Consider the following 12,668-nt stretch of genomic DNA (forward strand, 5'->3'; position numbering starts at 1 on the left):
AGCGCGTGGTGTGCGGCTCTTCCGGATCTTCTCCTGCTCAGGATCTCAGAAAGGGTCGCCAACGCGGTGGTGCTTGCCGTTGGGGGCGGGCAGCCGCTTGGCCTCGCGGCGCTTCTTGACCACCTCGACGATGATCGGGATGAGCGAGATCAGGACGATGACGAACACGCCCGGCAGGACGTACTTGTCGATCTGCTTCGGGTCGACCTGGCCGCCGAGGAAGTGGCCGAGCAGGAGCAGGCTCTCGACCCAGACGACGCCGCCGATGACGTTCCAGACGAAGAAACGCCGGGGGTGCATCTCCAGGACGCCCGCGACGGGATTCATGAACGTACGGACGATCGGCACGAACCTGGCCAGGACGACCGCCTTGGCCGGACCGAACTTCTCGAAGAACTCCTCGGCCCGGAGCACGTGCTCCCTCTTGAACAACCGGGAATCGGGTTTGTCGAACATCCTCCGCCCGAAACGCGCCCCCAGGAAATGCCCGAGCTGGGCCCCGGCGATGGCGCACAGCGGGGTGCCGACCACCAGGAGGGGGAAGGAGAGCGGCTCGATGTTCATGCCCGCCGCGACGGACGCGGAGCTGAAAATCCCCGCGGCCACCAGCAACGAGTCTCCGGGCAGGAAGAACCCGAGCAGCAGACCCGTCTCTGCGAAGATGATGGCCAGCACGCCGATCGTGGCGAAAGTGCCGAGAATGGTCAGCCACCACGTCGGGTCGAGGAGATTCAAAAGCCAGTCCACGGGGCAGAGCCTACCGTCAGCGGGCATGCGTGACGTGTTCCCCGCACGGGCGTTGTCTCTACCACGCCGGGTAGTGAGCCGGAATACTGGGCCCTGGCGTACAGCCGTTACTTCTCAGGGAGATGAATCATGCCTATCGCGACTCCAGAGGTCTACGCTGAGATGCTCGACCGGGCCAAGGCCGGCGGATTCGCCTACCCGGCGATCAACGTGACCTCATCGCAGACGTTGAACGCCGCCCTGCGGGGGTTCGCCGAGGCGGAGAGCGACGGCATCGTCCAGGTCTCCACGGGCGGCGCGGAGTTCCTGTCCGGCACGACGGTCAAGGACATGGTCACGGGCGCGACCGCGCTGGCCGAGTACGCCCGCATCGTCGCCGACAAATACCCGGTCACCGTGGCCCTGCACACCGACCACTGCCCGAAGAACAAGCTCGACGGCTTCATGCGGCCGCTGATCGACATCTCGCTGGAGCGGGTGTCGAAGGGCCTCGACCCGCTCTTCCAGTCGCACATGTGGGACGGCTCCGCCGTGCCGCTGGAGGAGAACCTGGAGATCGCCCAGGAGCTCCTCGACAAGTGCGCGCGGGCCCGGATCATCATGGAGATGGAGATCGGGGTCGTCGGCGGCGAGGAGGACGGCGTCGTCGGCGAGATCAACGAGAAGCTCTACACCACCAGCGAGGACGCGCTCGCCACCGCCGAGGCCGTCGGCGTGGGCGACCGCGGCCGCTACATGCTGGCCGCGACCTTCGGCAACGTCCACGGCGTCTACAAGCCGGGCCACGTCAAGCTGCGTCCGGGCGTGCTGAAGGAGATCCAGGAGGCGGTCGGCGCCAAGTACGGCAAGGACAAGCCCTTCGACCTGGTCTTCCACGGCGGCTCCGGCTCGACCCTGGAGGAGATCCAGGAGGCCATCTCCTACGGCGTGGTGAAGATGAACATCGACACCGACACTCAATACGCCTTCACCCGCCCGATCGCCGACCACATGTTCCGCAACTACGACGGCGTGCTCAAGGTGGACGGCGAGGTCGGCAACAAGAAGACCTACGACCCGCGCTCGTACGGCAAGGCCGCCGAGACCGGCATGGCCGCCCGCGTCGTCGAGGCGTGCCAGCACCTCAAGAGCGCTGGGACGAAGATCTCGTAGCCACGCGCCTGGCCCGGCGGGTATGACTTGTCCTATGGATAACCTTCTCGCCGGGCCGCCCCCGACTCATCTGCCGGACCTGCCCGAGGCCAGGGAAGCGCTGGAGTCCGGCGCCAAGGCCTCCGACGTGGCCGCCCGCTACCCCGCCCACCCGGCGGCGTGGGCCGCGCTGGCGGAGGAGTACTTCGCCCAGGGGCACGCGGTCACCTCCTACGCCTTCGCGCGCACCGGCTACCACCGCGGCCTCGACCAGCTCCGCCGCAACGGCTGGAAGGGACACGGGCCCATCCCCTGGGAGCACGAGCCCAACCGCGGCTTCCTCCGCTGCCTGTACGCCCTGTCGAGGGCCGCCCAGGCGATCGGCGAGAAGGACGAGGCCGAACGCTGCCTGCAGTTCCTCAAGGACAGCACCGAAACCGGCTACGAAGCCCTGGCGAAGGGGTAGCAGCGCACGGCCCCCTTGGGACGAAAGGACACGTTCGGGTAGTCTCTCTACGCAAGAGCCCCTGTCGCGCTTGCGCCAGGGGTTTCGTTTTGTGCTCGGGAGACTGAACCATGCCGGCTGCCGTTCTCGTTGGTGCCCAGTGGGGCGATGAGGGCAAGGGCAAGGCCACCGACTTGCTCGGTGGCGACGTCGATTACGTCGTCCGCTATCAGGGGGGCAACAACGCGGGCCACACGGTCGTCATCGGCGACCAGAAGTACGCGCTGCACCTGCTGCCGACGGGCATCCTGTCGCCGGAGGTCGTCCCCGTCATCGGCAACGGCGTGGTGATCGACCCCGGCGTGCTGCTCAGCGAGATCGACGGTCTCGCCGCGCGCGGGATCTCCGCCGAGCGGCTGCTGATCTCGGCGAACGCGCACCTGATCATGCCGCACCACAAGGCCCTGGACAAGGTCACCGAGCGCTACCTCGGCAAGGCCAAGATCGGGACGACCGGGCGCGGCATCGGTCCTGCGTACGGCGACAAGATCGCCCGGATGGGCGTGCGGGTGCAGGACCTGCTCGACCCCGGCATCCTGGCCAAGAAGATCGAGGTCGCGCTGACCGAGAAGAACCAGGTGCTCACCAAGGTCTACAACCGGCGCGGCATCGAGCCGCAGGCGGTGCTGGAGGAGTACCTCGGCTACGCCGAGCGGCTCAAGCCGCACATCGCCGACACCTCGCTGGTGCTGTCGAAGGCGCTGGACGAGGACAAGTTCGTGCTGCTGGAGGGCGGGCAGGGCACGCTGCTCGACATCGACCACGGCACGTACCCGTTCGTGACGTCGTCCTCGCCGACCTCGGGCGGCGCGTGCGCGGGGGCGGGCATCCCGCCGAACCGGCTCACGAAGATCATCGGCATTCTCAAGGCGTACACCACCCGCGTCGGCTCGGGCCCGTTCCCGACGGAGCTGACCGACGAGATGGGCGACTGGCTGCGCACGACCGGCGGCGAGTACGGCGTGACCACGGGCCGCAACCGCCGCTGCGGCTGGTTCGACGCGGTCATCGCCCGCTACGCCACCCGGATCAACGGCGTCACCGACTACTTCCTCACCAAGCTGGACGTGCTGTCCGGCCTGGAGCGCATCCCGGTCTGCGTGGCCTACGAGGTGGACGGCGTCCGCCACGACGAGATCCCCATGACGCAGACCGACTTCCACCACGCCAAGCCCATTTACGAGGAGTTCCCGGGCTGGCAGGAGGACATCACCGGCGCCAAGACCTTCGCCGACCTGCCGCCGAACGCGCAGGCGTACGTGCGGACGCTGGAGGAGATGAGCGGCGCCCCGATCAGCGCCATCGGCGTGGGCCCCGGCCGCGACCAGACCTTGGTGGTCCGCCCCCTGGTCTGACCCGTTCAGTCGGTGAGGACGGCGGCCGTCATCGGGGTGTGGAGGGTCCAGCCCAGGGTTTCGTAGAGGGCCTGGCCCTCGGCGGTGGCGACGAGGACGCCGGCGCGCGCTCCGCGGCGGGCGGCGTGGGTCGCGAGCGTGCGCATCACCACGGAGCCGAGGCCGCGGCGGCGATGGTTCGGCGCGGTCTCCACCTGGTCCACGACGGCCGTCCCGCCGGCCACGGCGAACTGGCCGCGGGCGGCGACCTCCCCGGCCGGGGTCAGCAGGCGGGCGGCCGTGACGCCGGCCCGGGTGGTGACCGCCAGGGCGTAGCCGGCCGGGGGCTCGGGCGCCGCCACGCGGGCCAGGCCGGTCAGGCGGGCGGTCATCATGTACTCGTGGTCCTTGACCTGCCAGGGTCGCGGCAGCAGCGGGGCCATCGTGTCGGCGGGGGCGCAGAGCTTGAGCCAGGTGCCCGGCGTGGTGAGGGTGGCGGTCAGGTGGCGCACGGTCTCCGGCGTGGGGTCGGCGACGATGTGGCGGGCGACGTGGCCGGGGAGTCCGACGTCCACGCGCAGGCCCCACGGTACGCGTACCGGCTCCGGGGCGTTGCGGGAGATGACCCAGCCATCAACCCATGCCCGAACTATTGGGAAATGGGCAGGTTTAAGAACCTTTGCCATAGAGAACAGCCTATTGTCCCTTGAGTAGCGCCCGACCGGGCGTAGCAGGATAAAAAGGACACGGCGTGGCACTGCCTCTGGACCCCCCGCTCCAGATAGGGTCCCGGTGTGCGCGTTGAGATTCATGGTCACCGGGGCGCCCGGGGCCTGTGGCCGGAGAACACCCTGCCGGGTATGAGCCGCACGATGGAGCTCGGCGTTCACGCGCTGGAGCTCGACGTGGCGCTCACCGCCGACCGGCGTCTCGTGCTCACGCACGACCTGACGGTCTCCGCGGTGACGAGCGCCGACCGGCGGCCGCTGCGCGACGGCGACCCGCTCCACCCCTACGTCGGCAAGCCGGTCAACGCCCTCACGCTGGCCCAGCTCCACACGCTCGACGTGGGCGTACGGCTGCCGAAGCACCCCGGCGACCCGTTCGCGCTCACCCAGGTCGCCATGCCGGAGACCAGGATGCCGACGCTCGGCGCGGTGCTCGGGCTGGTCAACGCCTACGACGCCGAGAGCGTGCGGCTGCACGTCGAGCTGAAGTCCGACCCCACGAGGCCGGAGCTGACGGCCGACCCCGGGATGTTCACCGAGCTCGTGGTGGACGAGCTCGACCGGCACGGCCGGCTCGGCAACGCCGCCGTGCTCAGCTTCGACTGGCGGATCATCCGGCACGCCGCGCGCCTCGCGCCCGGCACGCGGCGCTTCGCGCTGATCGAGCCCGACACCCTGCACTGGCACGACGACCTCGGCTCCGACGTGCCCGCCGCGGCCCGCGCGGCCGGGGCCACCACGCTCTCGCCCGAGCACGTCATGGTGGACGAGAAGCTGATGGCGCAGGCCGCCGCCGCCGAGCTCGACGTCGCCGTGTGGACGGTCAACGACGTCGCGCTCGGGGCCAGGATGCTCGACCTCGGCGTGTCGGGCATCGTGACCGACTACCCCGACCGGATGCGCGAGCTGTGGCGCGAGCGTGGGCTGGAGCTGCCGCGCCCCGTCGCCCCGCTCAAGCCGGTCGGCGTCTGAGCTTCGGCGACCCTGGTCAGAGCCAGCCGTTGCGGCGGAAGCCGCGGTGCAGCAGCACGCAGGCGGTGATCATCACGGCCAGCACCGCCGGATAGCCCCACACCTGCTTGGTCTCCGGCATGAAGTCGAAGTTCATCCCGTAGATGCCGGCGATCATGGTGGGCACCGCCAGGATGGCCACCCACGAGGAGATCTTGCGCATGTCCTCGTTGGCGAGGGCGTTCGAGCGCGCGAGCGCGGCCTGCAATATCGAGCTGCACAGCTCGTTGGAGGACTCCACCTGCTCGCAGACCCTCGACAGGTGGTCGCCGACGTCGCGGAAGTACTCGCGCATCTCGGCCGGGATCACCCGCCGCTGCGGCAGCGCGGACAGCGGCGCCTGCAACGGCGTGACCCCCCGCTTCATCTCCAGCATCTCCCGCTTGAGCTGGTAGATCCGGTTGATGTCGCGGGAGCTGACGTCGGCGAAGACGGTGGCCTCGACCTCTTCGAGTTCGAGCTGCATGAGGTCGGCCACCTGGAGGTACTGGTCGACGACGTGGTCGGCGATGGCGTGCAGCACGCCGGCCGGGCCGCGGTTCATCAGCTTGGGCTTGTCCTCAAGGCGCTCGCGCACGATCGTGAGCGGGCAGTGCTCGCCGTGCCGCACCGTGATCACGAAGTCGGCGCCGAGGAAGACCATGATCTCGCCGGTGGCGATGATCTCGGTGTTGTCGCTCGACTGGTCGTGGTCGAGGTAGGCGATGGTCTTGAGGACCATGAACAACGAGTCGCCGTACCGCTCGACCTTGGGGCGCTGGTGGGCCTTGACGGCGTCCTCGACGGCCAGCGGGTGCAGGCCGAACACCTCCGACAGCCACTCGACCTCGGGGGACTCGGGCTCGTGCAGGCCGACCCAGACGAAGGCGTTGGCGCCGTCGGAGTCCTTGTTGTGCTCGCGTACGAGGTCGAGCGCCTCGGCGATGCCCGTGGCCGGGACCTTCTTGCCCCGCACGTACGCGCCGAACTCGACGACGGACCGCGTCGGCGGCACGCAGGGAACGGCGGCGGGCTTCACGATCGGGTGAGCGGCCCGCTGCACCGGGTAACGGTTGATTCGACGGAAAAGCGTGGACGAGCGCATGGCAGTCCCTTTCCGCCCGACATGGCGCGCTCCACGCGACGAAAAAGTCACCTCACTGGCGTGGAGGCACGATCAGGCTGCCTGATTGGAGTGGTCGGGGGCATACGGGAAGTACGTGCATGAGTGGCACGTACTGCTGGGATCACCAGGATTCATCCCGGACCACCTCCAATCGCAAGAGACGCCGCAAAGCCGCCTTAACCTACCACAGGCGGTTGAACGTAAACGACGATACCGTTCCGGCGGCACACCGCTCAGGGAGAACCGCACGAAGTTCATCGGCGTTCATCGGCGTTCATCGGCTCTTCCGGCAATCGGCGCATCCGAGACCTGCACCGGCCAGCGGTCCCCCGGGCCTGCGACAATGGAGCCCGTGCGCGTTCTAGTCATTGGATCCGGAGGGCGTGAGCACGCCCTGTGCCGTTCGCTGAAGCTCGACCCGCAGGTCACCGAGCTGCATTGTGCCCCCGGCAACGCGGGCATCGAGCAGGTCGCGACCGTCCACGCGGTCGACCCGCTCGATCCCGGGCAGGTGGCCGAGCTGGCCACGCGGCTGCGGGCCGACCTCGTCGTGGTCGGGCCCGAGGCCCCGCTCGTGGCAGGCGTCTCCGACGCGGTGCGCGAGGCGGGCATCGCCTGCTTCGGGCCCTCGTGCGACGCGGCCATGATCGAGGGCTCCAAGGCGTTCGCCAAGGAGATCATGATGGCCGCCGACGTGCCCACCGCGCGGGCCCGCACCTGCTCCACCGAGCAGGAGGCCGCCGCGGCGCTCGACGAGTTCGGCGCCCCCTACGTCGTCAAGGACGACGGGCTCGCGGCCGGCAAGGGCGTCGTGGTCACCGGCGACCGCGAAAAGGCGCTGGCGCACGCGCGGGCCTGCGAGCGGGTGGTGATCGAGGAATACCTCGACGGCCCCGAGGTGTCGCTGTTCGCGCTCTGCGACGGCAGCACGGCCGTGCCCCTCCAGCTCGCCCAGGACTTCAAGCGCGCCTACGACGGCGACGAGGGACCCAACACCGGCGGCATGGGCGCCTACACGCCGCTGCCCTGGGCCCCCGAAGGGCTGACCGACCAGGTCATGCGGGAGATCGTGCACCCCACGATGGCCGAGCTGTCCCGGCGCGGGCTGCCCTACCAGGGGGTCCTCTACGTCGGGCTGGCCCTGACGGCGAAGGGGCCGAAGGTCGTCGAGTTCAACGCGCGCTTCGGCGACCCCGAGACCGAGGTCCTGCTCGACCGGCTGGAGACGCCGCTCGGCGGGCTGCTCATGGCCTGCGCCACCGGCGAGCTGGGGCTCGACCCGGTGTTCAAGCCGGGCGCGGCGGTCACCGTCGTGATCGCGGCCGAGGGCTACCCCGAGGCCCCGGTCAAGGGCGACCCGATCACCGGGCTCGCCGACACCGAGCACGACACAGAGCACGCCTATGTCCTGCACTCCGGCACCGTCCGCGAGGGTGGCGAGGTCCGCTCCGCGGGCGGCCGCGTGCTGGCCGTGGTCGGCAACGGTCCCGACCAGGAGAGCGCCCGCGCCAACGCCTACGACCTGGTGGCCCGCATCGGGCTGCGCGGCTCCCACCACAGGACGGACATCGCCCGATGAAGCACGTGCACTCCGGCAAGGTACGCGACCTCTACGAGACCGACGACGGCCTGCTGCTCATGGTGGCCTCCGACCGGATCTCCGCCTTCGATTACGTGCTGCAGCCCGACATCCCCGACAAGGGGGCCATTCTCACGCAGCTCTCGCTGTGGTGGTTCGACCAGCTCAAGGACATCGTGCCCAACCACGTGGTGGCACCCGGCGACGAGGCGCGCGGCGTGCTGTGCCGGCCGCTGCGGATGGTGCAGGTCGAGTGCGTGGCGCGCGGCTACCTCGCGGGCGGCGGGCTGAGCGAATACCGCGCGAGCGGCGCGGTCTCCGGCGTGCCGCTGCCCGAGGGGCTGGAGGACGGCTCGCGGCTGCCCGAGCCGATCTTCACGCCGTCCACCAAGGCGCCGCAGGGCGAGCACGACGAGCCGATCACGTACGAGCGGGTGGTGGCGGAGATCGGCGCGGAGACCGCCGAGGAGCTGCGCAGGATCACGCTGGCCGTCTACACGCGCGGCGCGCGGATCGCCGCCGAGCGCGGCATCATCCTCGCCGACACCAAGATCGAGCTGGGCTGGGACGCCGACGGCGTGCTGACGCTGGGCGACGAGGTGCTGACGCCCGACTCCTCACGGTTCTGGCCGGCCGACGAGTGGCGGCCGGGCCGGTCCCAGCCGTCTTTTGACAAGCAATATGTACGCGACTGGCTACTTTCGCCCGAATCCGGATGGGACAAATCCTCCGGAAACCCCCCACCTCGTCTTCCGGACCATGTCGTCGAGCGCACCCGGCAGCGATACCTAGAAGCATATGAGCGGCTCACGGGGGCTCCCTTTAGCGGATGATTCGGCTGGGTCATCTGGTGCGAGCGACTACTGTTGGCCCGATCGACCCTTCCCCGTGATTTCAAGGAGCCGCACGAAATGGTCCGTTACCGCGTGCGCGGTGGCAACGCACTGCGTGGAACCGCGTTCATCCAGGGCGCGAAGAACGCCGTGCTACCCATGATCGGTGCGGCCCTGCTCGCCGCCACGGGGCGCACCGTCCTGCGCAACGTGCCGATCATCGAGGACGTCCGGCGCGCGGTCGAGCTGGCCGAGGCCGTGGGCGCCTACGTCGAGCTGCACGAGTCCGAGCGCACGCTGGTCATCGACGCCTCCAGGGTGAGCAGCCCCGTGCTGCCCGCCGAGATCGCCCGACGCTTCCGCGGCTCGGTGCTGTTCACCCCCGCGCTGCTGCACCGCCTCGGCGAGGCGATCGTCGAGGGGGTCGGCGGCTGCAACCTCGGCAGCCGCAACCTCGACTTCCACTACCTCGGCTACAAGCGCCTCGGCGCGATCGTGGACGAGGAGGAGACCGTCATCCACGTCAAGGCCAGCGGCCTGACCGGCGCGACGCTCTACCTCGACACCCCGTCCCACACCGGCACCGAGAACCTCATCATGGCCGCCTGCCTGGCCAAGGGCACGACCGTGATCGAGAACGCCGCGCTGGAGCCCGAGGTGCTCGACGTCATCGACATGCTCACCAAGATGGGCGCGCGCATCAGCGGCGGCGGCACCGGGTTCATCACCGTCGAGGGCGTGGAGGAGCTGCACGCGGTCGAGCACACCGTGATGCCCGACCGGCTCGACGCCGGCGTCTTCGCGATGGCCGCGGCGATCACCGGGGGCGAGCTCAACCTCGTCGGCACCGGCCTCGACCTCGGCGTCGTGCGCTACAAGCTGGAGCAGATGGGCGTCGAGTTCGCCCGCCAGGGCGCGGTGCTGCACGTGCGCTGCGAGGGCCCGCTGCGCCCGATCAACATCATCACCGACACCTATCCCGGTTTCGCCACCGACCTCCAGTCGCCGATGATGACGGTCGCGGCCCTGGCCGAGGGCACCAGCTACATCCACGAGCGCATCTTCGACGGCCGCTTCGCGCTGGCCGGCGAGCTCAACAAGATGGGCGCCAACGTCGAGGTGGACGGCAGCCGCGCGGTGGTGCGCGGGCGCACCCCGCTGACCGGCGCCCAGGTGACCGCGCACGACCTGCGCTCCGGGATCGCGCTGGTGCTCGCCGGCCTCGCGGCCGAGGGCGAGACCGTCATCGACTCGGGTTACCTCATCGACCGCGGCCACGCGCATCTCGCCGCGCGAATGCGCGCGCTCGGCGCGGACATTACACGAGAGATTTCCGAACGCTAAAAAACGGCGGAAAAACCTCGCTGAGCTGCTAGGACATACTGCCGGGCGGTCAACCAGAACGGCTTTCCGGAAAAGTCGGGCGTGACATTACGGCCCCCGCGAGCGATCGTTCCAAAAGAGAGCATTGCAACGGACGGCAGGATGGGACGAACATTGGTCGAGAGGGCCGAAGAAACTCCCCGAGTGTCACGCCCGGGCGCCATGACCCCGGACCTCACCATCGGCGTGGTCGGACCCCACGACCTGGTCGAGCGGGTCATGCTGATGGGTCACGCCGCTGCACCGCTGCCGTGTCGCCTTGTCGCCGCCGCTTATCGCGACGAGCAGGAGGCGCCCGACAAGGTGACGCGGCTGGGTCCAGGTGTCGACGCGTGTCTGTTCGCCAGCCCGGTCCCCTATGACCTGGCGCGGCGTTCCGGCGTGTTGACGATGCCCGCGACCTACGTACAACTCGGCGGAGCGGCATTGGTGGCGGCGTTGGCGAAGGCGGCGCTGGACACTCGGATCGACCCCCAGAGGGTCAGCATCGACGTGATAAGCCGGGCGGACGTCGAGGAGGCGTACACCGACCTCGGCATCCCGGCCACGGACGTGCACAGCCGCGACGAGCCGGGAGCGACCGGCACGATCGCGGCCTACCACGAACGCCTGGCCCGCCAGGGGGTCACCACGGGGGCGCTCACCTGCCTCCCCGCGGTGGCCGAACGCCTCAACGCGGCGGGGGTGCCGGCCATCAGGATCCGGCCCACCTCGGCGGCGGTGCGCACGGCGCTGCACACGGCGGCGCTGCTCGGCGCGCACCACCGGCTGGAGGAGTCGCAGCTCACCGTGGTGCTGGTGGAGGTGCCGACGCTGCGCGAACCCGTGCGCCGCGCCGCGCCCCGCTACTGGCGCGACGAGCTGCGGCTGTCGCTGCACCGGCTGCTGGTCCAGGAGGCGAACCGGATCAACGCCACCGTCTGGCCGATCGACGATCACAGCTATCTGGTCACCGCGACCAGGGGCTCGATCGCGGCGGCCACCGACGGGTTCCGGGTGTTGCCGTTCGCGGCCAGGATCCGCGACGAGCTGGGGCTGGCGGTCGAGGTGGGCGTGGGCATGGGGCGCACGACGCACGACGCGGAGTCGCACGCGCGGGCCGCGCTGGCCCGCACCCAGGCGGGCAAGCAGGCACAGGGCTTCGCCGTGGACCGCGAGGGGCGGGCGCTCATCCCGGCCCCGCGGATGCCGCCGGCCGGGGCCACCGCGCTGAAGCCGAAGGGCGTGGAGGTGCTGGCCAGGCTGGCGGCGAAGCTGGAGGGCGGCGACACGGTGGTGGACGCGGAAGGAGCGGGCAAGATGCTGGGGGTCACCCCCCGGACGGCCCGGCGGTTGCTGCGCACGTTGGTTGACGAGGGACTCGCGTGGCCGCTACCGCCCAACCGCACCCCGCAGCCGGGCCGCCCCCGGCAGCTCTACCGGCTGATCGTGGAGAAGCTGGGCCCGAGGTGACCCGCTCCGGCGGGGTCGGTCCTGCACTGGGCAAGGGGTCGTGGTGACCGGCGTTTTGACCGACGCTGTCACCTTTGCGCACCTGCGCATTGACTCTTGCCGAGTTGTTGGTTGACCCGGCCGGATCCGGGTATGTTCTCGGACGCCCCCGATCGACACGATTCGGACGGGGGCGCCAACTTTTTCGGCCACCGGCCGCCAGAAGGCCGCTGCGCGGCGCTGTAGGGGCGCTGCGCGGCGCCGCCGGGCCCGTGACGGGTTCCGGTCAGCAGCCGCAGGCGATGGCTTCCACCGGTGCCGTGAGCGCGTCGACCGGCCGGCGGCTGACGCCGGAGGCGGTCTCGACCGCGAAGCCCTCCCGCGCCCAATACTCGAAGCCGCCGATCATCTCCTTGACCTGATAGCCGAGCCGGGCGAACTCCAGGGCGGCGCGGGTCGCGCCGTTGCAGCCCGGCCCCCAGCAGTAGGTGACCACCCGGGCGTCCGGCGGCACGAGCCCGGCGGCCCGCGTGGCGATCTCGCGGGTGGGCAGGTGGACCGCGCCCGGCAGGTGCCCCTGGTCCCAGCTCTCCCGGCTGCGGGAGTCGACGACCACGAGGCCGGGCAGGCCGGCGGCGAGGTCGGCGGCGACGTCGGAGACGTCGGTCTCGAACGTCAGGCGGGCGGCGAAGTGGGCGACGGCCTCAGTGTTGGCAGCAGACAGGTTGACGGCGGACATGGGACTCCTCCCGGTGCGGACTTCCGGACGCCGCGATCCTGGCAGCCCGTACAGGGACCCCGACAGTGGCACGAATGCCCACTATCGCTCATATTTCGCCACTCGTCCCACAGTCCGATACCCGCGAGCGTTCTGTCGCACC

Annotated in this window: 12 protein-coding genes; 8 read left to right on the forward strand and 4 right to left on the reverse strand. The window is 70.0% G+C overall.

The window, feature by feature from the left end; all coding sequences use genetic code 11:
* Positions 1-45: 45 nt before the first annotated feature.
* Complete coding sequence (locus ABD292_RS18140; RefSeq protein ID WP_344208567.1) at positions 46-747, reverse strand: DedA family protein; 702 nt, start codon at positions 745-747, stop codon at positions 46-48.
* 129 nt (positions 748-876) lie between these two features.
* On the opposite strand from ABD292_RS18140, the gene fbaA reads away from it, so the two are divergent.
* The 3 genes from fbaA to ABD292_RS18155 all read left to right on the forward strand — a co-directional run bounded on the left by fbaA (position 877) and on the right by ABD292_RS18155 (position 3,738).
* Complete coding sequence (gene fbaA, locus ABD292_RS18145) at positions 877-1,899, forward strand: class II fructose-bisphosphate aldolase (RefSeq protein WP_344208569.1); 1,023 nt, start codon at positions 877-879, stop codon at positions 1,897-1,899.
* A gap of 34 nt (positions 1,900-1,933) precedes the next feature.
* Entirely contained in the window at positions 1,934-2,344 is a 411-nt protein-coding gene (locus tag ABD292_RS18150) for a DUF3151 domain-containing protein (RefSeq protein WP_344208571.1), read from the forward strand.
* Between the two features lie 110 nt (positions 2,345-2,454).
* Entirely contained in the window at positions 2,455-3,738 is a 1,284-nt protein-coding gene (locus ABD292_RS18155; protein ID WP_344208573.1) for an adenylosuccinate synthase, read from the forward strand.
* A gap of 5 nt (positions 3,739-3,743) precedes the next feature.
* Here the strand turns inward: ABD292_RS18155 and ABD292_RS18160 are convergent, their stop codons facing one another.
* The gene (locus tag ABD292_RS18160) at positions 3,744-4,292 is read right to left on the reverse strand and encodes a GNAT family N-acetyltransferase (RefSeq protein WP_344208575.1); all 549 of its coding nucleotides are present in this window, start codon (positions 4,290-4,292) and stop codon (positions 3,744-3,746) included.
* 219 nt (positions 4,293-4,511) lie between these two features.
* Here ABD292_RS18160 and ABD292_RS18165 point away from each other — a divergent pair, with 219 nt between their 5' ends.
* Positions 4,512-5,417: a glycerophosphodiester phosphodiesterase family protein gene (locus tag ABD292_RS18165; protein WP_344208577.1), complete on the forward strand. Its 906-nt coding sequence runs from the start codon at positions 4,512-4,514 to the stop codon at positions 5,415-5,417.
* Between the two features lie 16 nt (positions 5,418-5,433).
* On the opposite strand, the gene corA is transcribed toward ABD292_RS18165, so the two are convergent.
* Positions 5,434-6,498: a magnesium/cobalt transporter CorA gene (gene corA / locus ABD292_RS18170; RefSeq protein WP_344208579.1), complete on the reverse strand. Its 1,065-nt coding sequence runs from the start codon at positions 6,496-6,498 to the stop codon at positions 5,434-5,436.
* 415 nt (positions 6,499-6,913) lie between these two features.
* On the opposite strand from corA, the gene purD reads away from it, so the two are divergent.
* The 4 genes from purD (at position 6,914) to ABD292_RS18190 (ending at position 11,808) form a co-directional block, all read left to right on the forward strand.
* Positions 6,914-8,140, forward strand: coding sequence for a phosphoribosylamine--glycine ligase (gene purD, locus ABD292_RS18175; protein WP_344208581.1), 1,227 nt, complete (start codon positions 6,914-6,916; stop codon positions 8,138-8,140).
* Complete coding sequence (locus tag ABD292_RS18180; protein ID WP_344208583.1) at positions 8,137-8,973, forward strand: phosphoribosylaminoimidazolesuccinocarboxamide synthase; 837 nt, start codon at positions 8,137-8,139, stop codon at positions 8,971-8,973. Before purD ends, ABD292_RS18180 begins: the two co-directional genes overlap by 4 nt.
* 78 nt (positions 8,974-9,051) lie before the next feature.
* Positions 9,052-10,317, forward strand: a complete 1,266-nt coding sequence (gene murA, locus ABD292_RS18185) for a UDP-N-acetylglucosamine 1-carboxyvinyltransferase (protein WP_344208585.1) — start codon at positions 9,052-9,054, stop codon at positions 10,315-10,317.
* Between the two features lie 201 nt (positions 10,318-10,518).
* A complete protein-coding gene (locus ABD292_RS18190) occupies positions 10,519-11,808 on the forward strand; it encodes a GTP cyclohydrolase IIa (protein WP_329592708.1) in 1,290 nt (429 codons plus the stop codon).
* A 265-nt stretch (positions 11,809-12,073) separates the two neighbouring features.
* Here ABD292_RS18190 and ABD292_RS18195 read toward each other — a convergent pair whose 3' ends face one another.
* On the reverse strand, positions 12,074-12,526 hold the full coding sequence (locus ABD292_RS18195) for a rhodanese-like domain-containing protein (protein ID WP_344208587.1): 453 nt from the start codon (positions 12,524-12,526) through the stop codon (positions 12,074-12,076).
* Positions 12,527-12,668 lie beyond the last annotated feature (142 nt).

The organism is Nonomuraea bangladeshensis (genome assembly GCF_039529455.1).
Taxonomy (GTDB): domain Bacteria; phylum Actinomycetota; class Actinomycetes; order Streptosporangiales; family Streptosporangiaceae; genus Nonomuraea; species Nonomuraea bangladeshensis.

What these genes read in the sequence shown, in the direction of transcription:
- fbaA (WP_344208569.1), top strand. Translation starts at nt 877, where the DNA reads ATGCCTATCGCGACTCCAGAGGTCTACGCTGAGATGCTCGACCGGGCC.
- ABD292_RS18150 (WP_344208571.1), top strand. Translation starts at nt 1,934, where the DNA reads ATGGATAACCTTCTCGCCGGGCCGCCCCCGACTCATCTGCCGGACCTG.
- ABD292_RS18155 (WP_344208573.1), top strand. Translation starts at nt 2,455, where the DNA reads ATGCCGGCTGCCGTTCTCGTTGGTGCCCAGTGGGGCGATGAGGGCAAG.
- ABD292_RS18180 (WP_344208583.1), top strand. Translation starts at nt 8,137, where the DNA reads ATGAAGCACGTGCACTCCGGCAAGGTACGCGACCTCTACGAGACCGAC.
- murA (WP_344208585.1), top strand. Translation starts at nt 9,052, where the DNA reads ATGGTCCGTTACCGCGTGCGCGGTGGCAACGCACTGCGTGGAACCGCG.
- ABD292_RS18190 (WP_329592708.1), top strand. Translation starts at nt 10,519, where the DNA reads ATGACCCCGGACCTCACCATCGGCGTGGTCGGACCCCACGACCTGGTC.
- ABD292_RS18195 (WP_344208587.1), bottom strand. Translation starts at nt 12,526, where the DNA reads ATGTCCGCCGTCAACCTGTCTGCTGCCAACACTGAGGCCGTCGCCCAC.